Raw genomic sequence first — 26,442 nt, forward strand, 5'->3', positions numbered from 1 at the left:
AATATGCCATTCAAAGAAGCCGATATTGATCAGTTTCCTACCGTTTTCGGGCGGAACCTTTTGGCAGAGATTCCAAATTTTGTGCGTCCTAAAATGTTGATCGTAACGATGGAGGATCTGTGGCCCATCTTCGGTCCGGCCTTGCCACAGGATGCCCTAGTCTACTTTGTCGAGTCGATGGAACGTTCCCAGTTAGAGAGCAATCTTGCCATGTTCTCTGATGTTGCATCGATCGTCGGGCTCGGCGGGGGACAGGCTATCGATGCCGCCAAATACTTTGCCTGGCGCCTAAACCTACCGCTGTTCCAGTTTCCCACGTCCCTGTCTGTTGACGCCGTATTCGGCCACCGCGCTGGCGTGCGAGAGAACAGCGTCGTCAAATATGTAGGTTGGGCTGTGCCGGAAACAGTCTACATCGATCTGGATATTATTGAGGGTGCACCCCGCGCATTGAACATCGGCGGTGTGGGTGACGTGTTCTGTTTCATAACCGGGGTCATGGACTGGCGCTACGCTCTTGCCCATGGGAAGTGCGAGAAGCGTTGGCCGTATGACGAAAGCTTAGCACAGATTTCATTGTCCAAGGCCGAAGCTGCGTTGGCCGAGTTAAATGAAATTAAGGAGCTCAGCCCGCGTGGAATAGAGATCATGGTCAATGCCCTGAAATGGGGTGGTGCATCGTATCATGGGGCAGGCTGGAATCCACGTCACATCGAAGGTGTTGAACATTATATCTTTTATGCGCTCGAAGCTGGGACTGGCAAAAAGTTTCTGCATGGACAGGCGGTATGCCTGGGCCTTGTGATTGGCGCAATGATGCACGCAAACCGCGCTGATGAGCTATTGAATGCGGTTGTTTCACTCGGGGTCGATATCCGACCTTCAGCGTTAGGTGTCACTTGGGATGATGTTTTTGATGCAATGCGAGATCTTATGGGGTTCGTGGACCGCGAAAACCTCGCCTTCGGCATCGCAAACGAGTTCGTCGTTACTGACAGTTTTTTGATAGAAGCGCGGGAAATGATTGAGGAGGCGTATTCAGTATGAGCTCCGAACCAAGAACCAAATCACTTTACTCACCACCACCCGAGACCCAGCTGGAAGCGCTGGGATTGAAGCTACCGCAAGTTCCTGATGTCGTTGGAAATTTCGATCTTGGGTCGGTCGATGGAACAACGCTTTATCTTTCCGGTCAAGGTCCACTTTTAGAGAATGGGCAGTTGGCCCAAGGCAAAGTTGGTCTCGACGTGAGCGTTGCAGAGGCTCGTCATCACGCGATGCGGACTGGCCTGGTCCTGATCAGCGCGATGAAAGAGATACTGGGTTCGCTCGAACATGTAGCGCAAATCCGTAAAGTGTTTGGAATGGTCAACAGCGTCCCCGATTTTGCAGACCACCCCGAAGTGATCAACGGATGCTCCGACCTTTTCTGTGACGTTTTCGGGTCGCGTGGGCGGCATTCGCGCGCGGCTGTTGGCATGGGATCGCTGCCGGGAAATATCACCGTTGAGATCGATGCTATTGTCTCAGTTTCTCCTGATTGGGATTCACGGACATGAGTGAAGTTAGATTTGTGAACGCGTCAAAACGCTATGGCGATGTCGAGGTGATCAAGGGTCTCAATCTGCAAGTGCACGAGGGCGAGTTCATGGTGCTTGTCGGCCCGTCGGGATGTGCAAAGTCGACCACTCTCAGAATGATCGCTGGGTTAGAGAGTATTTCGTCGGGCGACTTGATGATCGGGAACCAACGGGCGAACAATCTGACACCGGCCGAACGAAATATCTCTATGGTGTTTCAGTCCTACGCCCTGTTTCCAAACATGTCGGTCAGGGAAAACCTGTCTTTTGGTCTGAAACTGCGCAAAACCGATCAGGCCACCGTAGATTCAGAGGTGGATCGAGTGGCTCAGATGTTGGGTCTTGGCGAATTGCTCGATCGCAAGCCTCGCCAACTGTCGGGCGGACAGGCGCAACGGGTCGCCCTAGGGCGTGCGATGATCCGCGAACCGTCCGCGTTTCTTTTTGACGAACCATTGTCCAATCTGGATGCTGAATTGCGGGTGCAGATGCGCGGAGAGATTTCTCAGATGCAAAAGGATCTTGGAACAACAACGGTTTACGTCACGCACGATCAAGTCGAGGCGATGACCATGGGACATCGGATCGCAGTTATGAACAGAGGGCGGGTCATGCAGGTTGGCACTCCGATCGAGCTATATGAAAGCCCGTCAAACACCTTTGTAGCGGGGTTCATTGGCAGCCCCCGAATGAACCTTGTCACGGCTGAAACGCTTCTTGCAGGGGCTGAAACGGTGGATAGTCGAATTTCTCCGCGTTCAGGATCACTGCTGGGAATCCGCCCAGAGCACGTAACAATCGATGAGAGTGAAGGGTTTGGGATCGGGTCGGCATGTGTGGATCGCATGGAGGATCTGGGCCACGAGGCACTTATACATCTGACCACAGCACACGGCACCGTTCTGACTGCGCGCGCGGGGGGCGAGATACGCGGTCGTGTAGCACCGGGCCAGGGCGTAACATTGGGAATTCGCCCGGAGCACCTGCACGTTTTCAATGCTGACGGTGGGGAGCGTTTCAATGACTAACGACCCTTTTGAACGATGGGGTTTGACGCCGGTGATCAATGCGGCGGGGACCATGACAAGCATCGGCGCGTCCCGCGTTGCACCATCCACCCGTGCACTTGTAGACAAGGTTTTGGCGTCCTTTGTAGATATGGACGAATTGCAAGCGTGCGCAAGCTCGGTCATTACCCGTCTCACCGGCGCTGAGGCCGGCTGTGTAACGGCCTGCTCGGCTGCGGCTATGACTCAAACCGTCGCCGCTTGTTTGACCGGAATCGATCTCGCTCGCATCGAAATTCTACCGCAGACGGACCGCGAGCACCGTGTTCTGCTGCCGATGGGACATATGATCAACTACGGCGCACCAGTGGATCAGGCCATTCGCTTGGCCGGCGCCGATGTCGTTCCAGTTGGAACCGCGGCCGCGTGTGAAGAATGGCATCTGCGTGCTGCGCTTCAGATGGGAGCAACCGCGGCTATGTATGTGGTGTCACACCACACGGTGCAAGAGAACGAACTGCCAATGGACCTGTTCATTGCCTGCTGCCGAGAATACGGCGTTCCGGTCATTGTCGACATGGCATCGGAATTTGATCTGAGGGGGCCCATTACGATGGGCGCGTCCGCCGTTATCTACTCTGGCCATAAGTTTCTGGGTGGCGTCACCAGCGGAATTGTTGCTGGAAACTCTGACCTAATACGGGCCACGTACCTGCAACACCGCGGTATTGGACGCACTATGAAAGCCGGGAAAGAAAGCGTTGCTGGCGCGATGGCTGCACTGGAGTTGTGGGAAAAACGCGATCACGACGCGGCGAAATCCTACGAAGAAGCACTCGTTGACGGCTGGATCAAGGACTTGTCGGGTATTCCCGGGTTTACCTTGGATCGGCACGCGGACTGGACCGGAAACCCGATCACGCGCCTGCAAATAACCGTTAACCCCAAAGTGGCAGGCTTTAATGCCTGGGAACTGGCGGATCGGCTCTCGGCCAGAACCCCACGTATTATCGTTCGCGATGATCTTATAGAGCGGCAGGAAATTTATTTGGATCCCTGCAACCTGACGCCGGAGGAGGCAGAATTGGTTTCCGATGCCATCACCAAGGAAGCGGCGCGATATCGATCCGAATGCAATGGGCTGCAACAGAGCTGGAGTGATGTCAAACGCGCAAGAGCAACTTCGGCGTTAAGCTGGACGGGAGAAGGCAATGCTTCTTGAGGGGCGCCGTATTCTTGTGACCGGCGCAGCGCGGGGCATTGGTCTTGCGGTCGCACGGGCCTGCCTAAAGCAAGGTGGCGATGTGCTGATGACGGATAAGGACTGCACCGCCCTAGATCAGGCGGCAATGGGCTTAAAAGAGTACTCCGACCGATTGCGCCATTGTGCATTGGACGTTAGCGATCCAGTGAGCATTGAGACCGCGCTGTCCGATATCAGCGATTGGCCCGCACTGGATGGTCTGATCAATAATGCAGCTGTGCTCGATATTAGTGATGCAGGGGCGGTCACCGACGATCGCTTTGCCCAAGTTCTGGACACGAACTTGACAGGGGCACTGCGCGTTACCCGAGCGGCCTTGCCCAAGCTCGGCGATTCCGCAACCCCGGCAATTGTCAACACATTGTCCACTCAAGCATTCTTCGGGGTGTCCAAATCGGCGGCATATGCGACCGCTAAGGGTGGCTTATTAATGTTAACTCGATCCATGGCAGTGGATTTTGGCTCACAGGGAATTCGGGTCAACGCTGTGGCACCTGGTTTCATCGACACTCGCATGGCTTTGACCGAGGAAGGTCTGCATGAACACGAGGCAGATGACTTCAAGAGCCACTATATCGCGGAAGGTCGAATACCACTACGACGTCCGGGTACGCCCGAAGATTGCACGGGTGCTTATGTCTATCTCTTGTCTGACCTTTCCAGATACGTCACCGGTCAGGTGATCTGCGTGGACGGTGGTCTGAGTGCGACTTACTGATGGCTTCTAACCCGGATATCCGTCAGCCCAGCAAGGTAAATACCGTCCTAGGCGAAGGCGTGCGTTACGACAAGGCCAGCGACTCGATACTGTGGCTGGATATTCCAGAAAGCCGAGCGTGGCGCTTATTTTCAGACGGTTATGAAGAAGAGTTGAATTTGGGTCAAAACGCTGCCTTTGCCTGCCTAACGCAAAGTGGAAGTATCCTGGCGGGGGGAGAAGACGGTTTCTCCGTAGACAGTGTTCCACTGGTCCAGAACTGGCTTGGGGTCGACGAAGTTCTGAATGACGGAGCAGTGCATCCCTCGGGCAAGTTTTTAATTTTCGGAAGCCGCGACCGCGACGAAGAAAAACCCAATGGCCGCATGTGGGTTTTGGGCCGTGAATTGGTCGTACTCTCCTGGTCATTTACGGTGTTTAACGGCCCAGCGTTCAGTCCCTGTGGAAAGTTCATCTACTTTGCAGATTCCCCTGAACGTATTATCTATTCCGCCCCGTTTGATCCGATTTCGGGAGAAGTGGGTGAGTGCAGAATTTTCGCTGAATTGCCCGAGGCTCAGGGTTATCCAGATGGCATGATCTGTGACGACGAAGGCGGGCTTTGGTCTGCGCATTGGGACGGCGGTTGTATCACCCGGTATCTGCAGGACGGTTCCGTTGATCGCCGTATTTTGATGCCTGCGCAAAGGATAACCTCTGTTGCGTTTCGCGGCAGCACGGTTTTTGCAGCGAGTGCGCGTTTGGACACCCCCGAAGACTTACCCGAAGATCAAGGAGGTAACCTGTTCGCTTTTGACGCTGGACGCAGCGGCCCTCCCGCGCCTCGTTTGAAGCAACACGATTTACTCAGCTTGTCCGAAATTTTGAAACGATGACTCAGATTACAAATCATACATTGCTCTGTCGGCAGGAGGCGCCTGATCCCCTAAACCCGGTGGTCGCCAACACGAAGGGCACAAGGGCCAAAGCGAGAGTGGAGCATGTGATCACGTTAACTGAGGATAAACCGAACCTGGTGATTTGTTTGCCAGCCGGCAGTACTCCAGGACTGTTTTATTCTTGCTTGCGTATTTCACGAATTTTGGGAAAGGCCGGTTTCTCCGAGGCCCGCATTGTTGCGGTCGATGAATGTCTTGGTGCTTCGCCAAACTTGTCTAGATCGGAAAAGTACGATGCCCTAGGGGCATTGATACATTGTTCTGCTCCGACGTTTTGGTCAGTTGCGGCATTTCGAGACCTCGCTCGAGTCACAATCACCGCCACCATCGAATTGTTGGTTCCGAAAACCTCATCACACAAACCAAGGATGAAGCAGTAAATGGCACATCTACAGTGTTCTCACGCTCACAACGCATTGAACTATGGCTTTCCCACCGTGTTGGGAAGGGGTTTGTTGGGTGAATTTCGAAATTTCGTTAATCCACCTTTCCTAGTTGTCACGATGCAAGACCTTTGGCCGATCTTTGGTCATCACTTCGATGGGGCGGATTGCAAGACCTATTTCTGTGGTTCAATAGAACGCAGCGATCTTGAGCAGGATGTAGCTAAGCTCGGTGAAATTCGAGCCATCGTTGGCCTCGGTGGCGGGCAGGCGTTGGATGTCGCAAAATACTTCTCCTGGCGCTTGAATCTTCCCTTGTTCCAGGCGCCGACGGCGCTCTCGGTCAATGCAGTTTATGGCCAACGGTCTGGGATCAGGATAGACGGTAAAGTGGTTTATCAGGGGTGGGCCGTACCCGAAGCCATCTACATCGACTACGATGTTCTCGCAGCCTGCCCACCAGCGCTTAACTGGTCCGGGATCGGGGATATACTGTGTTTTCACACAGGTGTTCTTGATTGGCGCTATGCCGAAAGGGAAGGGCAGATCGAGGACAAGTGGCGCTTTGACGAAGGATTGGCTCAGCAGTCGCTTTCGAAGGTAAGGACAATCGTCGAGAACATCGACAATATTCGCGACATGAATGACCGCGGAATTGAGGCTCTGGTCGACGGTCTGAAATGGGGAACCACATACCACGGCGCAGGTTGGTGCCCAAGGCACATTGAAGGTACGGATCATTTCCTGTTCTACACGTTGGAAAAAATGACTGGCAAAAAATTTCTACACGGCCAACCTGTGGGATTGGGCGTATTGGTCGGATCGATGCTTCACGAAGATGGTGCGGATGAGATGCTGGACACCATTTCGAGCATCGGGCTGGATATCAGGCCAGAAGCAATGGGGCTCAGCTGGGATCAATTCGAAGACGGGCTTCGTGCGATGCGCGCTTATGTGAATGATGTCGGTCTTTGGCATTCGATCGCCCACGACGCGCCGATATCGGATGGCTTTATTGCAGACCTTAGAAAGCGACTAGGTACTGCTTACAAATACAAGTCGATCTAATGTGATGACAACATTGGATGAAGTCAGAGGTCGCAAAAATGTTCGCGTTGCCTCGATTGGCGAATGCATGGTCGAGTTTTCAAATATTGATTTGTCTCAAAACTCAGCTTCCATCGCCGTTGCTGGCGACACCCTTAACACTGCCATCTATCTCGCTCGTTCAGTCTGCCGAGGTGAGATAGGCGTGAGTTTTTTGACATGTCTAGGATGTGATCCGCTTTCGCTAAAGATGATTGAAGCAATTGCGAGCGAAGGCATCGACTGTAGCTTAATTGGAAGTATCAAGAGTCGATATCCTGGGCTTTACGTTGTCAATACAGACGATCATTGCGAACGCTCATTCGCTTATTGGCGATCCGAATCCGCTGCTCGACAGTTGTTTCAACAAGATCGACCAAATCTGTGTGATCTAGAGCGCTTTGACGTTGTCTATCTCAGTGGTATTACTCTTGCCATTCTTGAAAATAATCAAAGAGAACGACTAATCGAGACATGTGAGGAGTTGCGAGGCAGAGGCACGGTCATTGCGTTCGACACCAACTACAGATCAGTGCTTTGGGGCACAGTAGCTGAGGCGCAAAGCCACTATGACGCTATGTTTTCGACTACGGATGTGGCCTTTCCTTCGGTGGATGACATCAATGATATCTATGGAAAGGTTTCAAAATCCCAAGCCTTGGACAGCCTTCATTCCAGAGGCATTCTGGAAATTGTTCTGCGAGATGGCGCGAACGGAACCACTGTTCGCAGCCACGGAGAGGGAGATACTTCGCTTGAGCCTGATCCTGTCGATGTTGTCGACACTACCGCAGCTGGGGACGCATTTAACGGAGCATACCTCGCTGCTCGACTTCTGGGCAGTGAAATAACTGCCGCACTAAAGGATGCTCAAGATCTTGTGTATCAAGTCCTTAGTTTTAAAGGCGCGGTTGTTCCTAAATCCAAATTTGATGATTGGTGATTCTAGTGACCTATAGATATGGTCTTATCGCATTTTCGGCACAAACGCCTTTCCTCTTGAGCAATCCTGACTTGGCGAGAATTACAGTGCGACCTTGAAATGTCCGGACTGAATTTAGTTTGGTAACTTATCACTGCTTAACTGAATGCTCGCTTTGCTCGAGTTGTGGAGAACAGTAATGCCCAGTCTAATGCGCTCTGAGTGAATTCCTTTTGCAGTTAACTTTACAGGTGCAGGGAATGGAAGCTTCAATGGGCAGTAATGCGGCGGCTGGATGTGGTAAGCAACTGCGGGTAATAGCTAAATTTTGCTTGGATGCCGAATATTCGTTTGAAACTTTGGCGAACCAAGACTGCCGATTAGAATTCCCCTCCGAGAGTTTGGGATCGCCAAGAAAGCCGTCATCGAGATGTTTTGGCGGGACGTTTGAGTCTATCTGCGTATCTGGTCGCAAGTCGTTTGACGGCTTGTTCGAGAACATCCACGGCTGCGTTCATGCTATTGGCATCGGCGTATTCGTCCGGGCGATGGCTTACACCTGCGCGGCAGGGAATGAAGAGCATTGCAACCGGACAGATATCCGCCATCGCGGACGCATCGTGGGTAGCACCTGACATCAAACGCAGGGCTGCGTGGCCCGTGTCCTCGGCCGCTTCCGATAGCGTCGTCATGAGCTCGTCGTCGCTGGGGACAGCGCGCTGTTCGTAAGTGCGCGTGATCGAAAACTGGAGGCCTGTTGTGCTGCACCAGTCATCTGCAAACTTTTTCACTTCATCTGCGAAATGATCGCGACACGTGTCTTCTTCGGCGCGCACTTCAAGGGTGAACTCGACAATTTCAGGCACTGCGTTCACTGCACCGGGACCAATCGATAGCGTCCCGACGGTTGCCCTGAGATTTTTTTTCGCCGTCGCGCGTGCGTTGATTTCACCGATCAGGTGGGCAGCCCCTACAAGCGCGTCACGGCGGCCCACCATCGGGACAGTTCCCGCGTGACCGGTTTTTCCAGTGACCGTAACGTTATAGCGGGCAATGCCGCATATGGCCGTGACAATCCCTATCGGGACGTTTGCATCTTCAAGAACCGGGCCCTGCTCGATATGTGCTTCGAGATACCCCGCAATTGACTTGGGATCGCGCTTGCTCGTCAACGCCTGCTTCGGGTTGGCCCCGAAAGCGCGCATGGCGTCACCCATCACGGTGCCTTGCCGATCGGTCATTTCGAATACAGTTGAGTCCAGCGTCCCGGCTAGCGCCCGCGGACCGATCAGAGCAGTCGGAAACCGAACGCCTTCTTCGTCGGCAAAGGCAAGGACTTCGATGCCGACGGGAAGCGCGTCCCATAGGCCCTCGAAGCGTTTTGCCACAAGACAGCCGAGGGCGATCCCCATGATCCCGTCAAACTGACCGCCGTTGGGAACACTGTCCTGATGCGAGCCCATTAGGATGACCGGCTTGCCTGTCGCATTTGGTGACCGCCCGACGAGTGTACCGGCGGCGTCCAGTTCGGTGGACAGCCCGGCATCCTTCATCCAACCCTTTATCTCGTCCAGCGCGGCCTTATGCTCGGGCGTCCAGGGCAGGCGCGTAACGCCTTCCTCTGTTGCGCTATGTTTGGAAATGGCCGAGAGACGCTGGGCGGCGATGTCACCATCCATGATATTTTCCTTGAATTTATCATGATAAATTGATTCCATGGTTTAACGGCGATCACGCCGTTACGCTACAAAAAAAGAGAGGAGCGCCTTGGCTTCGCAGAAAACACAGATGAAACGGAAGAGATCGCGCCCCATTCAGGTTGCCGATGAAATCAAGTCTTGGGTGGTCGAGCAAGGGCTTCAGCCGGGGGATCGCCTGCCCAGTGAACCTGAACTCATCGAACGGTTTCAGATGTCCAAGGGGACAATCCGTGAGGCCATGCGACTGTTGCAAGCGCAAGGTCTTGTCGCCACGAAGACGGGCCCGGGCGGCGGCAGTTTTGTCGGCGAAGTGACGACAGAACGCGCGCACGCGCTGCTTGCTAACTTCTTTTATTTCAAGAACGTCTCCATCGACGACATCTATCAAGTGCGCGTGGCGCTTGAACCGGAGAACGCTGCGTCGCTCGCTGGGCGGTTGTCGGCGCTTCAACTTCAAGAGCTTCGCGATATTACGATGCGCTATGATACCCCTGCAGAATCAGCCGAGGAAGAGCGCGCTCAGCATGTCGACTCACTTCTGTTCCATGCCAAACTGGCGGATTATGCTGAGAACCCGATCCTAGGGTTCATGATAGGGTTTCTTGCCGAGATTCTGACCCAGTTGACGGTCTACAAGCGCCTTTATTCCAAGCCGAACCACAAGCTTTGGCGCGAAGGCCGAGACCACCAGATCGCGCTGATCGAGGCGTTGCGAAAAGACGACCCTGACCGCGCGAGGGACATCATGCTGGAGCACATGAGACTCGCCCGCCGCCTAATGGAAGATCAGGAGGCCGTCGTTATGAAGCGGTTCATCGCGGAGTGATTTCCACCACATTTGCCGGTTTACAGCAGATTGCCGAGCAAGGGGTCGCAGAAGCAATTGAAAAGGCCGATTGGGGGCAGGTTGCGACCTACATCCCCGAGTTGGCCTCGATCGCGCCTGATCAGGTTGGGGTCGCGATCGCTCTGCATGACGGTGCGGTAGTGCGGGCAGGGCAAGCCGAAACGCCTTTCTCTATCCAGAGTGTCTCAAAGGTATTTGCACTGGCTGCGGTTCTGGGCCGGGTCGGCGATGATCTTTGGTTGCGCGTAGGGCGCGAGCCCTCTGGCACAGCCTTTGACAGCGTGGTGTTGCTGGAACGAGAGGAGGGGCGTCCGCGCAACCCGTTCATCAACGCGGGAGCGCTTGTCACTACGGACGCTATGATTGGTGGGCGAGAGCCTAAAGATGCCCTCGCCGAGCTTGTTCGTTTTGTGCGCGCAGCGGCGCAAGACGATGACATACATATCAACAAGCGTGTGGCGGAGTCGGAAAAGGCCTCAGGGCATCGGAACCTAGCGCTCGCTCATTACCTGAAATCGCATGGAAATCTGTCGAATACGCCCGAGCGGGTTTTTGGCACCTACTGTCACCAGTGTGCGATCGAGATGAGCTGCGTGCAACTCGCCCGTGCGGGTTCGGTTCTGGCGCAGCTTCCTGATGCCACTGGACTAATATCAGAAAAGCGTGCGCGCCGGATTTGTGCGCTCATGATGACGTGCGGCCACTACGATGGTTCGGGGGAGTTTGCGTTTCGCGTCGGTCTGCCGGGCAAAAGCGGCGTAGGTGGTGGAATCCTGATTGTCGCACCCGGGCGGGCATCGATCGCCGTCTGGTCGCCCGGTTTGGATCGCTATGGCAATTCGAAGGTCGGCACGCGGCTGGCCGAGTATCTTGCGGATCAGACGGGCTGGTCCGCCTTTTCAAGGTAAGGCTCTGCGCGTTCGGGGTCGTCAAGCGTTGGGACGAGCATAGCCCAGTCCGCGTATGTGCCGGACGTTGCGGCCTGGTGCAGGGCGCGCAGGTCAGAAAGCGGTGTAGCGCTTTTGTCGACGCGCAGGGTCAGCGGAGCTGCGCTGCGGTTGACAATCAGCAAAGCGGCGGACAGCAGCCCCCGACTGTCACCGCCTTCTAGTGAAGCGGCCTCGAGCGCGGCCAAAAGTCGTTCGGCAAAAGAGCCTTCGGTGGCTAGGAAGCCGTTGAAACAGGCGTCAATCACGTCATCACTTTTCAAAAGATTTCCCGCAACAATAACGTTCGATCCAGAACGGCTTCTCGCCGCAGGGATGCTGTCTTCCCCGGTGAAGGCGAAAACTCCACCCTTCGGATCGAGCGCCGCGAGTTGCCTCTGCGCTCGTCCCGCGTCGGCGTTTACGACGCCCAAGACCGCATCCTTGGCGCTTTTCCCGGCCCGCATGGCGGCGAGAGTGTCTGTCCCCCACATCGTCGAAGGCAATGATCCCTGCGAGGCTGAGAGGCCTGATTCGGCGTCTCCGCGGAGCACCCACCCCCCTACGCAGAGGCTTCCCGTAGTTGCTGCACCCCCGTAACTGCCTGTTTCTTTGTCAAAAGCCAGGATTGAGATCGTCACTTGGGCACCTCCTTGCGAGTGGGCTTGAATTTATCATGAAAATTTGGCCTGATGCAATTTATCATGAAAAATAATCTAAGAACATCACAACGGAGGTAAAGCCAATGTCGCTCTTTTCTTTCACACGGCGGACACTGCTGGCTTCGGGTGCGGCGATAGCGCTGGCCCTCGGAGCGGTCAGTGGCGCCACAGCCCAAACGCCGCCCGGCGTCCTTATTGTCGGGCAGATCGCGGAACCAAAAGCGCTCGACCCGGCGGCGGTCACCGCGGTCAATGATTTCCGGATACTGATGAATGTCTACGACGGACTTGTCCGCTACAAGGATGGCACGCTTGAAGTTGAGCCCGCGCTTGCGACGGATTGGGCGATTTCCGAAGACGGCACGGAGTACACCTTCAACCTGCGCGAGGGCGTGACCTTTCATGACGGTAGCCCTTTCAACGCTGAAGCGGTGAAGTTCAACTTCGACCGTATGCTGGACGAAAGCCATCCGTATCACGACACCGGCCCGTTCCCGCTGGCGTTCTTCTTCTCGGCTGTCGAAAACGTCGAGGTGGTCGACGACCTCACGGTGAAATTCAAACTGAACGCTCCATACGCGCCATTCCTGTCGAACCTGGCCTACCCAACCGGTTTGATCGTTTCGCCCGCTGCCGTGGAACAGCACGGCGCCGATTTTGGGCGCAATCCCTCTGGAACAGGTCCGTTCACCTTCGCCGAATGGCGCGCCAACGAGGCGGTGGTAATCGAAGGCAACCCCGATTATTGGGACGGCGCACCCTCGCTTCAAGCGGTCGTCTTCCGCCCGATCACGGATGCCAACACGCGGACAGCAGAGATGCTGGCAGGCGGCATTGACCTGATGGTCGAGGTGCCGCCAGTCGCGCTGAGCCAGTTCGAAGGCGATCAGTACACCGTTCATGAACAGGCTGGACCGCACGTCTGGTTCCTGATCCTGAACGCGAAAGAAGGGCCGTTTGCCGACGTCCGCGCGCGCCAGGCCGCGAACTACGCGATCAACAAGGAAGCCATCGTCAACGACGTTCTGGAAGGCACGGCTGATGTTGCGGCCGGTCCTACTCCGCCGGCATTCGCATGGGCTTATAACCCCGATCTGGAACCGTACCCATATGACCCCGACAAGGCACGCGAACTTATCGCCGAAGCCGGTGTCGAAGGCGCAGAGCTAACTTTCTACGTAACCGAAGGCGGCTCGGGTATGCTTGATCCGGTGGCCATGGGCACCGCGATGCAGGCCGACCTGGAAGCCGTAGGGTTTGATGTCAAGATCGAGACCTACGAGTGGAATACCTTCCTCGGGAACGTGAACCCTGGCCTCGAAGGCAAAGCTGACATGGCGCAGATGGCTTGGATGACGAACGACCCGGATACGCTGCCATTCCTGGCACTTCGCACTTCGGCCTGGCCTGAAGAAGGCGGGTTCAACTCGGGCTACTATTCCAACCCGAAGGTCGATGAATTGCTCGAAGCGGCCCGCGCTGCGACCGATCAGGACAAACGCGCAGCTCTCTACAAAGAGATGCAAACCATCGTTCAGGAAGATGCGCCTTGGGTTTTTGTTGCGAACTGGAAACAGAACGCTGTCACAAGCGATCGAGTCGAAGACTTTGCGCTGCAGCCATCGTTCTTCCTCCTTCTCGACGACGTTACAAAAAACTGATCCTCCCTGGGGGGCAAACATGCGGGTTTGCCCCTCCACATTTCTCCTAAAGCACTCGGGGTGAGCGATGGCGGGTTACATTCTGAAACGACTGCTTTCAGCGATCCCTGTGCTGTTTGGTATCACGATCATCGTTTTTCTCATCATGGCGTTGATCCCAGGTGATCCGGCGACGGCCATCCTGGGAAGCTATGCCACGCCCGACAACGTCGAAAAACTGAACCGCGATCTCGGCCTGGATAAGCCTTTAGTGCAACAGTATTTCATCTGGCTCAGTAACATGATGACCGGTGACTTTGGCACCTCGTTCGCGCTCAACCGGCCGGTCATCGACGAGGTTCTGGAGCGGTTTAACGCAACGCTGGTCCTAGCCGGAACCGCATTCCTGCTTTGCTCTATTTTCGGGGTCGCCGCGGGCGTCATTTCGGCGGCCAACCAGTATGGCTGGGCGGACAAGGGGATTACCTTCGTGGTGCTTTTGGGCATTTCGATCCCGTCGTTTTTCCTTGGGATGATGATGATCTTGTTTTTTGCCGTGAACCTCAGGTGGTTCCCAGTGTCAGGCATGTGGCCAATCTATGGTGACCGAGACTTCGCAGCCCTCATTTCGCACCTGACGCTTCCCGCCATCGCCCTTGCGGTCGTTGCCACCGGGGTTATTGCCCGTTTGGCCCGGTCAGCAATGTTGGAGGTCTTGCGACAGGACTTCATCCGCACCGCTCGAGCAAAAGGCGTGGCCGAAGGCGGCGTAATCTGGCGTCATGCGCTCAAGGCCGCGATGGTCTCGATCATCCCGGTGCTGGGCATTCAAGCAGGCTTTGTCCTATCTGGCGCAGTCTACATAGAAATCGTTTTCCAGTGGCCGGGCGTGGGTCGCATGCTGGTCGATGCCATCCTCAAACGTGACATCCTGTTAGTTCAGGGCGGGGTAGTCTTCGTGGCAGCCTGCTACGTGCTTTTTAACATCGCCGTCGATGTCGCCCAAAGCCTGCTTGATCCGAGGATCAAGACATGATCGCGTTTCTCAACCTTCTCGCGCGGAACCGGCTTGCTATGGCGGGTGGGATCGTTCTGTCGCTTGTTATCCTGCTGGTTCTATTGACACCGCTACTGCCGCTGGCCGACCCGGACGTGACGGACACCGGCAACCGTTTCAAGCCGCCGTTCTCCGAGGGTGCGCTCCTTGGAACCGATCATCTCGGGCGCGATCTCTTGTCGCGCCTCCTCTGGGGCACTCAGCTTTCGCTCGCCGTTGGTTTCGCCGCGGCAATCATCGCTGCGACCATCGGGGCCACCATCGGAATCGTCGCAGGATTCTATGGTGGTCGAACGGACAACATCATCATGCGCGGCGTCGATATGCTGATGGCGTTTCCTTATATCCTGCTCGCGCTCGCCATTGTCGCGGCCCTGGGACCGGGCCTGTTCAACGCGTTGATTGCCGTTGCTGCGGTGAATGTGCCGTTCTTTGCCCGCAACATTCGCGGCATCACCGTCGGCATTGCACACAAGGAATTTGTCGATGCCGCGCGGCTGGCGGGTATGTCGAACCCCCGGATCATCCTGACCGAAGTTCTTCCCAACGTCATTCCAGTTATCATCATCGCAATGTCGACAACAATCGGCTGGATGATCCTTGAGACGGCGGGCCTGTCATTTCTCGGCCTCGGGTCGCAGCCACCGCAGGCTGATCTCGGCTCGATGCTTGGCGAAGCGCGCTCGGCACTGATTACGAACCCACACACGTCGATTGTGCCGGGGATCATGATCCTGATCATCGTGATGTCGATCAACCTGCTTGGCGACGGCGTCCGCGACGCGCTCGATCCGCGCCTGAAATCCGGCGCGCTGTCGCGGCCTTTGGCAGCGACGATGGTAAAGCGCGATGCACCCGCCCCTGCGTCCGAAGATAAGGGGCTGCTCGAAGTGCAGGAGTTGCAAACGCAGTTCCATGTCAAGCACCGCGTCTATCGTGCTGTCGGTGGCGTCTCGCTGCATGTCGAAAAGGGCGAATGCCTCGGCATCATCGGCGAGTCTGGGTCCGGCAAGTCCGTCACCGCTCTTTCCGTCATGGGCCTCGTCGCTTCGCCGCCAGGGGTCATCACCGGCGGCGCGGTCCGATATGAGGGCAATGATCTTGTTGGTGCACCCTACAAACAACTCCGCGACATGCGCGGGCGCAACGTCGCCTACATCTTCCAAGACCCGTTGGCCACACTTCACCCGCTTTACCGTGTCGGAGAACAGCTTGTCGAAGCGATCCGTTCGCATCGGCAGATTGGCAAAGAGGAAGGCCGCGCGAAGGCAATTGAGTTGCTCGAAGCGGTGCGTATTCCAAACGCCGAGAAGCGGATCAGTGATTACCCGCACGAAATGTCCGGTGGCATGAGGCAGCGTGTCGGAATCGCCATGGCGCTGGCCAATGATCCCGATGTCATCATCGCCGACGAGCCGACAACCGCGCTCGATGTGACTGTACAGGCGCAAATCCTTGCTCTTCTCGACGACCTCAGAAAATCTCGCGGGCTTGCCATCGTCTTTATCACCCATGACTTTGGAGTCGTAGCGCAACTATGCGACCGTGTCGCCGTCATGTACGCGGGCCGCATCGTCGAGGAAGGCCAAACCAGCGATGTTCTCGACAACCCCCGCCACCCCTACACCGCGCGCCTGATGGCTTGCGTTCCCGAGCTCGGCGAGGGGAAACGACGGCTCGAAGCCATCCCGGGCCTGCCGCCCGTGGTCGACAATTTACCTGCTGGCTGTGCCTTTGCTGACCGTTGCCACAACGCAAAGGATGTGTGTCGCCAAGGCGACGTGCCGTTAGAGCGCGACGGCACACGTGCCGTACGATGCCTCTTCCCCGAAACGCCGTTTAAGGAGGCTGCGGAATGAGCGATGCACTGACGCTCGACAACCTGTCGAAAACGTTCCCCGTGGGGCGGAGTCTTTTTGGTGCAGCCTCCGGTTGGGTGAAGGCGGTGCACCCCATCACACTTTCGGTCACGAAAAACGAAACCCTCGGCATTGTTGGCGAGTCGGGCTGTGGAAAGTCCACACTGGCGCGAATGCTCGTCGGCCTCCTGCCGCCGACCACTGGCACGATCCAGATTGAAGGCGCAGCACTCAACAAGGCGGACCCGGCGGATTTCGGTAGACGTATACAATACGTGTTCCAGGATCCGATTTCCTCGCTCAATCCAAGAAAAACGATCCGCCAGGTCATGGAAGCGCCGCTTAGGCAACTTCACGGGATGGCGAAACCCGAGCGCGACAAGCGGATCGCCGAGATCTTCGCGAGCGTGAACCTGCGAGAGGAGTTCCTCGAACGCTACCCACACGAGTTCTCGGGCGGACAGGCCCAGCGAATCGGAATCGCGCGTGCCCTGGCGGCAAATGCTCGGATTCTTATCCTCGATGAACCGGTTTCGGCGCTTGATGTTTCGGTGCAGGCACAGGTTTTGAACTTACTTGCCGATCTGAAGAAAGAGTTCGATCTGACCTACCTGTTCATCAGCCATGACCTAGCGGTTGTCGAAGCGGTAAGCGACCGGATCGCGGTGCTTTACTTTGGATCGGTTGTGGAACTTGGCCCCGCCGAGGTGGTCTTTGCCAATCCGCGCCATCCTTACACCAAGCTTCTTGCCGACAGCGCGCCGGTGGTCGGTCGCGCATTGACCGCGCCGGAGGCAAAAGGGATAGAACTCCCGAACCCGCTGGACCCACCGCCCGGATGCGCCTTCGCGGCGCGGTGCCCATACGCAACCGGTCGCTGCCGATCTCAGGAGCCCGCCTTGGAAGACGCCGAAGGCGGAGCCAAAGTTGCTTGTTTTCATCCGCTTGCTGATGTCTGAACACTAGTTTTCGATTACCAAGTCATGATCGTCGCCTGACATCTTGCAAAATAAGCTGCGCAAGCAGCTAATGGCGTTTGTGGATGGCTCCTGCTTAGCAAGACATTTTTGATCCGATTTGTGCATTCGTCGGAAGCAGTCATGTGTCCGGCCTGTTTGCGCGGTTTTGACCGCTGGCCCTGATGGGTTCCGCAAACCAAGTTCCTATCGGCTTTGCGGGCTGCAACGCCCGAGCTATTCGGCGGAGTGTCCTAGTTCTAGCGGCTAACTTATGCACCATCATCTCGCGGGTCTTGCTAACTTATTATTGTTCCTTTCCTCTCAGCCTCTCGAGTAGCTGGACGTGGGCTGTAGGGTTCATCGCGCGTGAGGACGGCCCATAGCTGCGGGCTGCGGCGTACTTGTCCACCCTTCGAAAGAAATGCCTTTTTCCGCGCTGGCCCTCGCTGAGCTTGCAGATCGTGCGGGTTTTCCGGACGGTGTTTTCAATGTTGTGACCGGAGACCCCTCAACAGTAGTCGAGCCCTGGCTGACCGACCCCCGGGTTCGGGCGCTTTCCTTTACCGGCAGCACCGAAATTGGGCGGATGCTCTATGCCCGGTCGGCAGAAACCGTTAAACGTCTGGTCCTTGAACTTGGCGGGCATGCCCCGTTCATCGTTTTCGAAGATGCCGATCTGGACGTTGCGGTTCGCGAAGCCGTCAACGCGAAATTCGCAACAACCGGACAGGATTGCCTAGGCGCCAACCGGTACCTTGTTGCACGCCCCATCTATGATGAATTTGTCGACCGATTCGTCAAAGCCACAGCGGCGCTTTCAATGGATGCGGGGATCAACGATCCGGACCTCGGCCCGCTGATGAACGCGGCAGCTGTCGCAAAGCAAATCGAACAGGTCGAAGACGCTGTCGCACAGGGCGCACACTGCCTGCTCGGGGGGCAAGTATCGGACAAAGGCCCCTTGTTCTTTGAGGCCACTGTCCTTAGCAAAGTGCCGACAAGCGCAAAGATCTTCCACGAAGAGACATTTGGCCCGGTGGCAGCGATCACGCCCTTCGATACCGAGGAGGAGGCGGTCGAGATCGCAAATGCGACGGAATACGGGCTGGTTGCGTATGTCCACACAGGACCCGCGTCGAATTTATCGAACGAGCCGGGCCTTGCAATTCGGCATGGTTGCCGTGAACCGGACCAAAATTACCGGCGCGCCGATCCCGTTCGGCGGCGTCAAACAGTCCGGGCTTGGGCGCGAAGGCGCCAGACAAGGCTCGAGGCTTTCACAGAAATCAAATATGTCTGCCGCGACTGGACGTGACAAAGGCGAGGAACAAAACAATGCTGACAAATGATCAACTGGCCGCATGGGATCGCGAGAATTTCTTTCACCCTCAACACATCTGGCCAACCACGCACGGGGCGAGACACCGTCTCGTGTCATCACAGGCGGAGAAGGTGTATATCGAAGACCGGGATGGCAAGCGTCTGCTTGACGCCTTTGCCGGGCTTTATTGCGTCAACGTTGGCTATGGACGTCCGGAAATCGCCGATGCGATCGCGGAACAGGCCAAGGAACTGGCGTACTATCATGCTTATGTCGGACATGGCACCGAAGCGTCGATCACGCTTGCCAAAATGATCCTGGATCGCGCGCCGGATCATATGTCCAAGGTATATTTCGGACTGGGTGGTTCTGACGCAAATGAGACCAACATCAAGCTTGTCTGGTACTACAACAACATCCTTGGCCGCCCCGAAAGAAGAAGATCATCAGCCGGTGGCGGGGGTATCACGGGTCTGGCCTGATGACCGGGTCGCTAACCGGGCTTGAGCTGTTCCACAAGAAATTCGACCTGCCGTTGGCTCAGGTCATTCATACCGAAGCACCGTATTACCTGCGCCGCCCCGAAGCTGGTATGAGCGAACAGGAATTTTCCGACTGGTGCGCCGCCCGTCTCGAAGACCTGATCCTTGCCGAAGGGCCAGACACGATTGCTGCGTTCATTGGCGAACCCATCCTTGGAACCGGCGGGATCGTCCCGCCGCCTGAAGGGTATTGGGCGGCCATTCAGGAAGTGCTGAACAAATACGATATTCTGCTGATCGCAGATGAGGTGGTCACCGGCTTCGGACGGCTCGGCAGCATGTTCGGCTCGACGCACTATGGATTGCAGCCGGATATCATCACAATCGCCAAAGGCCTGACCTCGGCCTACGCGCCGCTATCCGGTTCGATCGTGTCCGAAAAGATGTGGTCTGTTCTGGAGCAGGGGACAGATGAAAACGGCCCCATCGGTCATGGATGGACATATTCCGCCCATCCCATCGGGGCCGCCGCCGGTATTGCCAATCTGCAGCTAATGAACTCGCTGGATCTGGTAAGTAACGCAGGTACCACCGGCGCCTATCTGAATGCCGAGATGCAAAAAGCCTTGGGTAACCATCCAAACGTCGTTGAAATACGCGGCGAGGGTATGCTCTGCGCCGTCGAATTCGCGCGTGATCCTTCATCCCGGTTGTTCTTCGAGCCCGACAAAGGCATCGGTGCAAAGGTCGCTGGAGCGCTCTTGGGGGAAGGCGTCATCGCAAGAGCCATGCCGCAAGGCGACATACTGGGATTCGCCCCTCCACTATGCCTCACGCGCGACGAGGCCGACCGGATCGTCGAGGCAACACGCCGAGCGGTTACTTCCACCGACTTTGCATAGGCACATCTTTTCATTGCCACACCGCAGAGTCACGATTCGAACGTGCTTGGGCGTTAGGGATAATTCAAGTTCGACGCCTCGGCAGCGATTGTGGGTGCCTTTGAACCTCAATTGCTACCGTCGACGCGTTTGAACGGATGCACGCCCGATAGCCTTTTGTGCTGACATTGCTCTATTCTCTTCAACCGTCGTTCTGAACTCAGGTCCCATAAAGCGGTCGTTTGAACAATGGCCGGTCTGTCCCGCGTTTCCGACTTCCGTCTTTCATCAACTCATGCAACTGAAGCGAATGGCGGCTTTGGCGGGCTGCACCGCAGCGGAGTAGGCCATTGGCCAGTAGAAGCTGGGCCGTCCTCGTGATCAGCTATTGGCGGGCCAGCGGGCTTTTCTGCAATGGCACAGAGGTCGGCAGCGAGTCCCTAAGTGCCCAATGCTGCACTTTGTACGAAAGACTGCTTTTCTGAACTTTTTCTTATTTTGGGCGTTTGATAGCAAGAGGTATAGAAATGCCTTCTGACACGCAAAAACAAAAATTTAAGACCTGGGCTTTCGCAATCTTTTTATGGGCCTTTCTATGTGTATGGCTGAGCGGAATGACCGCAGGACTGATGGCCGGAGCGTGCCGGAATGATCGCTATGAGGTTGCCAAGAAGCTTCGGTTCTGTAACTTTTCACTCGCCGCTGGCGCTTGGATGAATTTCTCATCTCTCGAACGAGCTAAGGGGAGCCGCATCGAACTCGAAAGAGGGATCGCGCTGTATCAGACGGGAGAAACAGACAAAGCGGTTGAAGCATTTGAGGAAGCCTTGCGTGACGCGCGAGCAAACCCGGGGCCTTGGGAACAGGACCTCCACCAGCGCATAATTCAAATGGAAGACCGCTACACGCTCGCGCTGTGGGTGTCGGTGGTCGAAGCGGTCAAATAGGAGACTTGAGCAGCTTGGATATTTTCAGAGCCGCCATTGGTACAAACGCAACGAAAGTCTTTTTTGTCCGCATCCTGTGAACTCGCAGACGTCGAGATTTTGCATTTGCAGCGAATGTCAGAAAAGCGGGCTGCGTCCGCAGAATTGCGATACTGTGCTAGATGTCTCCTTTGGGCCGAATCTGCTTACGGAATGCAAATAGTTGTTTCGGCATGTTCGTTCGTTGCTTCGCGTTCTCAAATTACTCGGTCATTCTTGTTCGGCCAAAACATCCAAATGTCAGTTTAGAACTCTTGGGATGGACGGCTAATACCTACTGTGATCCTATGCCGTCGCAGTTCATGGGCATTCAATGCGATCAGCTTCGTATATTGTAGGTATTTTGATAGCCATTGCCGCCAGCATTGGCCTTTATTTGGTTTCTTACCAGTACTTCGTTTCGGAGGAGCTTTCGAAAGCTCAGGGCCGGCTCTCTCTTTACCAAAGCTCGGTAAACAGCGAACTCGAACGATTTTCCCACCTCACATATGTGCTGTCACAGGATTCCTTTGTAATTGGAACAGCTGAAGGAGACGGCACCGGAACTTTAAACCGACGCCTCGAGGATTTTGCGGAGCAGGCGGGATTGGATGCGATCTACCTGATGGACGAAGACGGGATCACGATTTCCGCATCGAACTACCGCGACACTGGGAGCTTTGTTGGCCAGAACTACGCTTTCCGTCCGTATTTCCAAACTGCTATTTCTGGTGAACAGGGCCGCTTTTATGCCATCGGGGCAACAACTGGTCTGCCAGGCTACTTCATCGCCAACGCTGTGCTTGACGACCAGGGAACTTCAACTGGCGTCATTGCTATTAAGATCGATTTCTCTAATCTTCAGGATAGTTGGAAAAACTCGGGCGAACAGGTTCTTTTGGCCAATGAAGACGGCGTTGTTTTGCTTTCTTCGAACTCGGATTGGCAATATCGCGCGTTGACGCCACTGTCGGAACCACAGCGAGAACGGATTCGAGATGCCAGGCAGTTTCCGGGCCAAGACTTAGATGCGTTGGATTGGGTTGAGTTGCCGGGAGATCAGGCCAGAATTGCGGGGACGAAGCGCCTGCATCTTGCAGCTACAGATCTACCTCATGGCTGGTCGCTCCACTATTTTGCAAGTGACGATCAGGCCGTTGCGCGCAGTTGGCTGGTAACTGCAGTTTTTGTCCTTTTGGCGGGGCTCGCATTTATCTTTTTCCAGATACAACGCGCAAGGCGCGTAGGCGCGGCCTTAGTGCGGTCCGAAGAGGAAGAAGCAAAGCTGCGGGAGGCAAATGAAAGGCTCGCCATCGAAATCGACGACCGCAAGAAAGCCGAGCGGAGCCTCAAACGCACCCAAGGGGAATTGGAGCGCGCAAGCCGACTGGCGGCTCTGGGGCAACTATCCGCGTCGGTCACGCATGAACTGGGCCAGCCGATCGCTGCGATGCGCAATCACCTGGTGGCAGAAGAGATCTCATCTTCCAGTGGGTCTAAGCTACCGCAAAAAATTGGAAGTCTGGTCGACAGGATGGAAGGGATCACGCGCCAATTGCGGTTCTTCGCGCGCTCAGAGAGTGAGGCGTTCGACGACGTAGACTTATGCACTTCGGTCAATGCCGCGTTGGCTCTGGTTGTGCCAAACATCGAGCAGGGCAAGGTGAATATCTCAGTTGATGCGCCGACCGGTCTGGTTTTTATCCGGGGCAGTGCACTGCGGATCGAACAAGTCATCACTAATCTTTTGCGCAATGCGATTGACGCGATGGACGAAGTGGATGCACCTGAAATCCATATCGCTGTCATAGCTACTGATGATGAAGCGGTGTTGGAAATTCAGGACAATGGTCACGGGTTGGGCAAGGCAACGCTGGCTGAGTTGCAAGAGCCATTTGTAACCACAAGAGAGAGTGGGAGAGGCATGGGCTTGGGACTGGCCATTTCCACCAGCATTGTCAAAGATCACGATGGCAAGATGACGGCCCGAAATCGTGATGGCGGCGGAACAGTTTTCCGCGTCATCTTCCCGATAGCCTCAAATACTGAAGAAACGGACGAATGACCCAGCAGCAAGCCTTCAAAGTTCTGGTCGTTGATGATGACAGATCGATGCGACAATCGCTTGTCGAGTTGCTCGAAGCCGCTGGCTGGGCCGTTAGCGCCCTGTCGCGCGCGACCCTCGTGATGGAATATCTGGCCCACACCTCGCCCGATGTTATTCTGTCCGATGTGCGTATGCCCGGCATGTCGGGACTTGAATTGCTGTCCAGCCTGGACAGGCATGTGGCGCCTCCGTTGGTATTGATTTCGGCACATGGTGACATCCCGATGGCGGTTCAGGCCATACAGGACGGGGCGTACGGGTTCATCGAAAAGCCATATGAACCACGGCGATTGCTTACGGTGCTGAGGCACGCTGCTGAACAAAACAGAATGCGAAGAAGCAATGCCCGCCTCAAAGACCGGCTGTTCAAACTGTCAGGCCTTGACCGCATCCTGCTGGGCCAAACAGACGCCATTACAGACTTGCGACAAGAAGTACTTGATCTGGCCGATACATCCGTTGCGGTTTTGCTGCAGGGGGATACCGGCACCGGGAAAGAGCTGGTTGCCCATGCTTTGCATGATTTGGGCCGCTCGCCGGAGGCACCCTTTCTGGCGCTGAATTGCGCGGCATTGTCCTCCGAGACGTTTGAAGCAGAAATGTTCGGCGTCGCGGGTGAATCCGACGGAAGGCTTGTGGCAGCATCGGGTGGGACCTTGTTTCTGGACGAAATCTGCTCGTGCCCACCAGCGGCTCAGGCGAAGCTACTAAGGGTCATCGAAGATCAGCAGGTCCTTCCGGTGGGGGCTGTGTCGCCGGTGCCGGTAAGTGTCAGGGTCGTGTCAGCAACCAACGAAGACGTTGTACTGGCCGCCGAGGAAGGCCGCCTGCGTCAGGACCTTTTGTTTCGACTAAATACTGTCGTCTTGACTTTACCTCCACTACGTCAAAGGCGGGATGATCTGGTTCTTTTGGCGACGCATTTCTTGAACGAATACGCGCAGGTTTATGAGATAGACGCGCCAGAACTCGATCAGGACGATTTGGCCGCTCTGCTTGCACATAGCTGGCCCGGGAACGTACGCGAATTGCGCCACGTCTGCGAACGGCGCATTTTGGCGGCCCGACGCGGAGGAGGGTCGGTGGTGCAGGCTATCCAAAGCGATCAGCACTTCGACGAAGTGCCGGATACGCTGCGCGAAGCGGTTGCTGCTTTTGAACGCGAACTCATCGGCAAAGCCATCAAGGCGCATAAAGGCCGTATGGATGCCGCCGCCGAAGCGCTTGGGATTGGCCGACGGACACTCAACGAAAAGATCGTCAAACTCGATCTCGATAAAGAGGCGCTGTTGTAGGAGAAATCACTCTGCGGATATCCGCAGGGACTCCGAAACTTCACGCGCATTTTCCTTCATAGGCAGGCTGCTGCGCATCGTGAATACTCTGCCCAAACACATTGCGTGATCTGGGAGGAGCCACTATGCGCAAACATCTTAACCGGGCGGCCATCGCCGCCCTGTCGCTGACCGTTGCATCCGAAGCACTGGCTGTCGAATGGAACGTTTCCCTGTGGGGCAAGCGTCGTGCCTTTACCGAACACGTCGAGAAACTCGCCGAACTGGTGAACGAAAAAACGGGCGGTGAGTTCACACTCAACATCAGCTATGGCGGCCTGTCGAAGAACAAAGAAAACCTCGATGGGATTTCGATTGGTGCGTTTGAAATGGCCCAGTTCTGCGCTGGCTACCACCGCGACAAGAACCCCTCGATTACTGTCCTGGAACTGCCGTTTTTGGGCGTGACATCGCTTGAACAGGAAGTCGACCTGTCGATGGCCGTCTATCAACACCCGGCCGTTGTCGAGGATCTGGCCCGCTGGGATGCTACGCTCCTGATGCCGTCGCCGCTACCGCAGTACAACCTTGTTGGCGTCGGTGAAGCACCTAAATCCCTAACCGATTTCGAAGGTCTGAGCGTTCGGGCGACTGGCGGCATCGGTAAAGCGATGGAGACGGTTGGGGCAGTTCCGACCTCGATGTCTGCATCCGAAGTGCGTCAGGCAATGGACAGCGGCATCGTCAAAGCGGTCAGCTTTGCGCCACACGCGCATATGTCTTTTGGCACCATTGAAAATGGCACGTGGTGGACGACGAACCTCAATCCCGGCACCGTCAACTGCCCTGTCGTGGTGAACACGCTGGCACTGGAAGATCTGTCTGACGAACACCGCGATGCTCTGCTGGGATCGGTGGAAGAGGCACTGGATCATTACGTGAGCCACTACCAGACCAAAACGATGGAAGCGTGGGGCCCTGAGCTGGATCAACGCGGCATCGAACGGGTCACTTTCAGCGATGAAGAAATCGCAGCGTTCAAAGAAGCCGCAGCCGCCCCCGCGGCCGAGGCCTGGATCGCAGAAAACACCGAGCGTGGCCTACCAGCACAAGAGCTCTATGACCTTGTGACTGGCAAGATCGCAAACGGGAGCTAATCCACTCAGTGCCCGGCGTCAGCTTGATTGGCGTCGGGTTATTTTTTTCCTGACAGCGGAGTACAACGATGGCCGGGTCATCCCAGGTGCTGTCCGACGACAGCCGTCTCAGCATTCTCGATCAACACCTCTACAAACTGGAAAGCTTTCTGGCTTTGATCAGCGGTCTTGCAGTCTTTTCGCTGATGGTCATGGCCGTAGTCTCCGTTGGTGGTCGGAACTTCGCCAATGCACCACTTCCCGGGTACGTGGACTGGATCGAGCAGGCCATGCCATTAATCGCCTTCATGGGGATTTCCTATGCGCAGCGTGATGGCGGTCATATCCGAATGGACATGGTTGTTGGAGCGCTTAGAGGCCGGATACTCTATATCGTTGAGTTTATCACAACCGCTGTCATTCTGGCGCTGATCGTCTTGCTGATCTGGGGGAGTTGGGCGCATTTTGCACGCAGCTTTGACTTTGGTGCGCCACTCTGGAGCCGCGACAGCTCTATCGACATAGGTATCCCGCTGTGGCCCGCAAAGCTGTTGGCCCCCGTCGCCTTTAGCGTGCTTTGCCTAAGGCTTGCTTTACAGCTCTGGGCCTATGGTCGCGCGATCAGGCACCCCGATCAGGCACCTATTGCCGTCCCGCTAATAGCCGATGCAGCCACTCAAGCTGCAATGGAAGCCGAGCACGTCTCGGGCCACGACAACTGAGGTTAT

21 protein-coding genes and 2 pseudogenes are annotated in these 26,442 nt (G+C 55.8%); 21 read left to right on the forward strand and 2 right to left on the reverse strand.

The window, feature by feature from the left end; all coding sequences use genetic code 11:
• Positions 1-3 precede the first annotated feature (3 nt).
• The 8 genes from ACR3EJ_RS21070 to ACR3EJ_RS21105 all read left to right on the forward strand — a co-directional run bounded on the left by ACR3EJ_RS21070 (position 4) and on the right by ACR3EJ_RS21105 (position 7,919).
• A complete protein-coding gene (locus ACR3EJ_RS21070; protein WP_170546931.1) occupies positions 4-1,047 on the forward strand; it encodes an iron-containing alcohol dehydrogenase in 1,044 nt (347 codons plus the stop codon).
• Entirely contained in the window at positions 1,044-1,559 is a 516-nt protein-coding gene (locus ACR3EJ_RS21075) for a RidA family protein (protein WP_170546928.1), read from the forward strand. Before ACR3EJ_RS21070 ends, ACR3EJ_RS21075 begins: the two co-directional genes overlap by 4 nt.
• A complete protein-coding gene (locus tag ACR3EJ_RS21080) occupies positions 1,556-2,608 on the forward strand; it encodes a sn-glycerol-3-phosphate ABC transporter ATP-binding protein UgpC (RefSeq protein ID WP_170546924.1) in 1,053 nt (350 codons plus the stop codon). The genes ACR3EJ_RS21075 and ACR3EJ_RS21080 overlap by 4 nt, the downstream gene beginning before the upstream one ends.
• Positions 2,601-3,809 carry an aminotransferase class V-fold PLP-dependent enzyme gene (locus ACR3EJ_RS21085; protein ID WP_170546920.1) on the forward strand — a complete coding sequence of 403 codons (1,209 nt, stop codon included), beginning with the start codon at positions 2,601-2,603 and terminating at the stop codon, positions 3,807-3,809. Before ACR3EJ_RS21080 ends, ACR3EJ_RS21085 begins: the two co-directional genes overlap by 8 nt.
• Positions 3,799-4,569, forward strand: coding sequence for an SDR family oxidoreductase (locus ACR3EJ_RS21090; protein WP_170546918.1), 771 nt, complete (start codon positions 3,799-3,801; stop codon positions 4,567-4,569). The genes ACR3EJ_RS21085 and ACR3EJ_RS21090 overlap by 11 nt, the downstream gene beginning before the upstream one ends.
• Positions 4,569-5,444 carry an SMP-30/gluconolactonase/LRE family protein gene (locus ACR3EJ_RS21095; protein ID WP_170546915.1) on the forward strand — a complete coding sequence of 292 codons (876 nt, stop codon included), beginning with the start codon at positions 4,569-4,571 and terminating at the stop codon, positions 5,442-5,444. Before ACR3EJ_RS21090 ends, ACR3EJ_RS21095 begins: the two co-directional genes overlap by 1 nt.
• Positions 5,445-5,887: 443 nt before the next feature.
• Positions 5,888-6,958 carry an iron-containing alcohol dehydrogenase gene (locus ACR3EJ_RS21100; protein WP_170546912.1) on the forward strand — a complete coding sequence of 357 codons (1,071 nt, stop codon included), beginning with the start codon at positions 5,888-5,890 and terminating at the stop codon, positions 6,956-6,958.
• 4 nt (positions 6,959-6,962) lie between these two features.
• Complete coding sequence (locus ACR3EJ_RS21105) at positions 6,963-7,919, forward strand: sugar kinase (protein WP_170546909.1); 957 nt, start codon at positions 6,963-6,965, stop codon at positions 7,917-7,919.
• Positions 7,920-8,320: 401 nt separating this feature from the next.
• Here the strand turns inward: ACR3EJ_RS21105 and ACR3EJ_RS21110 are convergent, their stop codons facing one another.
• On the reverse strand, positions 8,321-9,577 hold the full coding sequence (locus ACR3EJ_RS21110; protein WP_170546905.1) for a M20 family metallo-hydrolase: 1,257 nt from the start codon (positions 9,575-9,577) through the stop codon (positions 8,321-8,323).
• A gap of 109 nt (positions 9,578-9,686) precedes the next feature.
• Between ACR3EJ_RS21110 and ACR3EJ_RS21115 the strand changes: the two genes are divergently transcribed.
• A complete protein-coding gene (locus ACR3EJ_RS21115; protein WP_480423495.1) occupies positions 9,687-10,424 on the forward strand; it encodes a FadR/GntR family transcriptional regulator in 738 nt (245 codons plus the stop codon).
• Positions 10,424-11,353, forward strand: a complete 930-nt coding sequence (locus ACR3EJ_RS21120; protein WP_170547104.1) for a glutaminase — start codon at positions 10,424-10,426, stop codon at positions 11,351-11,353. Before ACR3EJ_RS21115 ends, ACR3EJ_RS21120 begins: the two co-directional genes overlap by 1 nt.
• On the opposite strand, the gene ACR3EJ_RS21125 is transcribed toward ACR3EJ_RS21120, so the two are convergent.
• Positions 11,323-12,012, reverse strand: coding sequence for a DUF1028 domain-containing protein (locus tag ACR3EJ_RS21125; protein WP_170546902.1), 690 nt, complete (start codon positions 12,010-12,012; stop codon positions 11,323-11,325). The genes ACR3EJ_RS21120 and ACR3EJ_RS21125 overlap by 31 nt on opposite strands.
• A 104-nt stretch (positions 12,013-12,116) precedes the next feature.
• Between ACR3EJ_RS21125 and ACR3EJ_RS21130 the strand changes: the two genes are divergently transcribed.
• The 11 genes and pseudogenes from ACR3EJ_RS21130 (at position 12,117) to ACR3EJ_RS21180 (ending at position 26,436) form a co-directional block, all read left to right on the forward strand.
• Positions 12,117-13,694 carry an ABC transporter substrate-binding protein gene (locus ACR3EJ_RS21130; protein WP_170546899.1) on the forward strand — a complete coding sequence of 526 codons (1,578 nt, stop codon included), beginning with the start codon at positions 12,117-12,119 and terminating at the stop codon, positions 13,692-13,694.
• A gap of 67 nt (positions 13,695-13,761) precedes the next feature.
• Positions 13,762-14,709, forward strand: coding sequence for an ABC transporter permease (locus tag ACR3EJ_RS21135; RefSeq protein ID WP_170546897.1), 948 nt, complete (start codon positions 13,762-13,764; stop codon positions 14,707-14,709).
• The gene (locus ACR3EJ_RS21140) at positions 14,706-16,589 is read left to right on the forward strand and encodes a dipeptide/oligopeptide/nickel ABC transporter permease/ATP-binding protein (protein ID WP_170546894.1); all 1,884 of its coding nucleotides are present in this window, start codon (positions 14,706-14,708) and stop codon (positions 16,587-16,589) included. Before ACR3EJ_RS21135 ends, ACR3EJ_RS21140 begins: the two co-directional genes overlap by 4 nt.
• The gene (locus tag ACR3EJ_RS21145) at positions 16,586-17,548 is read left to right on the forward strand and encodes an oligopeptide/dipeptide ABC transporter ATP-binding protein (RefSeq protein WP_170546891.1); all 963 of its coding nucleotides are present in this window, start codon (positions 16,586-16,588) and stop codon (positions 17,546-17,548) included. The genes ACR3EJ_RS21140 and ACR3EJ_RS21145 overlap by 4 nt, the downstream gene beginning before the upstream one ends.
• A 379-nt stretch (positions 17,549-17,927) precedes the next feature.
• Positions 17,928-18,863, forward strand: a pseudogene (locus ACR3EJ_RS21150) (aldehyde dehydrogenase family protein); the annotation flags it as partial.
• A gap of 20 nt (positions 18,864-18,883) precedes the next feature.
• Positions 18,884-20,253: pseudogene (locus ACR3EJ_RS21155) on the forward strand (aminotransferase class III-fold pyridoxal phosphate-dependent enzyme).
• A 506-nt stretch (positions 20,254-20,759) separates the two neighbouring features.
• Positions 20,760-21,179: a hypothetical protein gene (locus ACR3EJ_RS21160; protein WP_170703505.1), complete on the forward strand. Its 420-nt coding sequence runs from the start codon at positions 20,760-20,762 to the stop codon at positions 21,177-21,179.
• Between the two features lie 352 nt (positions 21,180-21,531).
• On the forward strand, positions 21,532-23,262 hold the full coding sequence (locus tag ACR3EJ_RS21165) for an ATP-binding protein (protein ID WP_170546443.1): 1,731 nt from the start codon (positions 21,532-21,534) through the stop codon (positions 23,260-23,262).
• The gene (locus ACR3EJ_RS21170; RefSeq protein WP_170546440.1) at positions 23,259-24,599 is read left to right on the forward strand and encodes a sigma-54-dependent transcriptional regulator; all 1,341 of its coding nucleotides are present in this window, start codon (positions 23,259-23,261) and stop codon (positions 24,597-24,599) included. The genes ACR3EJ_RS21165 and ACR3EJ_RS21170 overlap by 4 nt, the downstream gene beginning before the upstream one ends.
• Before the next feature lie 125 nt (positions 24,600-24,724).
• Positions 24,725-25,735, forward strand: a complete 1,011-nt coding sequence (gene dctP, locus ACR3EJ_RS21175; RefSeq protein ID WP_170546437.1) for a TRAP transporter substrate-binding protein DctP — start codon at positions 24,725-24,727, stop codon at positions 25,733-25,735.
• Positions 25,736-25,803: 68 nt separating this feature from the next.
• Positions 25,804-26,436, forward strand: coding sequence for a TRAP transporter small permease subunit (locus ACR3EJ_RS21180; RefSeq protein ID WP_170546434.1), 633 nt, complete (start codon positions 25,804-25,806; stop codon positions 26,434-26,436).
• The last annotated feature ends 6 nt before the right edge of the window (positions 26,437-26,442 follow it).

This window comes from Ruegeria sp. AB11, from assembly GCF_056536325.1.

Coding starts and splice junctions, on each gene's coding strand:
- ACR3EJ_RS21115 (WP_480423495.1), top strand. CDS start 9,687: ATGAAACGGAAGAGATCGCGCCCCATTCAGGTTGCCGATGAAATCAAG.
- dctP (WP_170546437.1), top strand. CDS start 24,725: ATGCGCAAACATCTTAACCGGGCGGCCATCGCCGCCCTGTCGCTGACC.
- ACR3EJ_RS21130 (WP_170546899.1), top strand. CDS start 12,117: ATGTCGCTCTTTTCTTTCACACGGCGGACACTGCTGGCTTCGGGTGCG.
- ACR3EJ_RS21110 (WP_170546905.1), bottom strand. CDS start 9,577: ATGGATGGTGACATCGCCGCCCAGCGTCTCTCGGCCATTTCCAAACAT.
- ACR3EJ_RS21070 (WP_170546931.1), top strand. CDS start 4: ATGCCATTCAAAGAAGCCGATATTGATCAGTTTCCTACCGTTTTCGGG.
- ACR3EJ_RS21075 (WP_170546928.1), top strand. CDS start 1,044: ATGAGCTCCGAACCAAGAACCAAATCACTTTACTCACCACCACCCGAG.
- ACR3EJ_RS21170 (WP_170546440.1), top strand. CDS start 23,259: ATGACCCAGCAGCAAGCCTTCAAAGTTCTGGTCGTTGATGATGACAGA.
- ACR3EJ_RS21160 (WP_170703505.1), top strand. CDS start 20,760: ATGCCTTCTGACACGCAAAAACAAAAATTTAAGACCTGGGCTTTCGCA.
- ACR3EJ_RS21135 (WP_170546897.1), top strand. CDS start 13,762: ATGGCGGGTTACATTCTGAAACGACTGCTTTCAGCGATCCCTGTGCTG.
- ACR3EJ_RS21085 (WP_170546920.1), top strand. CDS start 2,601: ATGACTAACGACCCTTTTGAACGATGGGGTTTGACGCCGGTGATCAAT.
- ACR3EJ_RS21105 (WP_170546909.1), top strand. CDS start 6,963: ATGACAACATTGGATGAAGTCAGAGGTCGCAAAAATGTTCGCGTTGCC.
- ACR3EJ_RS21140 (WP_170546894.1), top strand. CDS start 14,706: ATGATCGCGTTTCTCAACCTTCTCGCGCGGAACCGGCTTGCTATGGCG.
- ACR3EJ_RS21090 (WP_170546918.1), top strand. CDS start 3,799: ATGCTTCTTGAGGGGCGCCGTATTCTTGTGACCGGCGCAGCGCGGGGC.
- ACR3EJ_RS21145 (WP_170546891.1), top strand. CDS start 16,586: ATGAGCGATGCACTGACGCTCGACAACCTGTCGAAAACGTTCCCCGTG.
- ACR3EJ_RS21080 (WP_170546924.1), top strand. CDS start 1,556: ATGAGTGAAGTTAGATTTGTGAACGCGTCAAAACGCTATGGCGATGTC.
- ACR3EJ_RS21165 (WP_170546443.1), top strand. CDS start 21,532: ATGCGATCAGCTTCGTATATTGTAGGTATTTTGATAGCCATTGCCGCC.
- ACR3EJ_RS21100 (WP_170546912.1), top strand. CDS start 5,888: ATGGCACATCTACAGTGTTCTCACGCTCACAACGCATTGAACTATGGC.
- ACR3EJ_RS21180 (WP_170546434.1), top strand. CDS start 25,804: ATGGCCGGGTCATCCCAGGTGCTGTCCGACGACAGCCGTCTCAGCATT.
- ACR3EJ_RS21095 (WP_170546915.1), top strand. CDS start 4,569: ATGGCTTCTAACCCGGATATCCGTCAGCCCAGCAAGGTAAATACCGTC.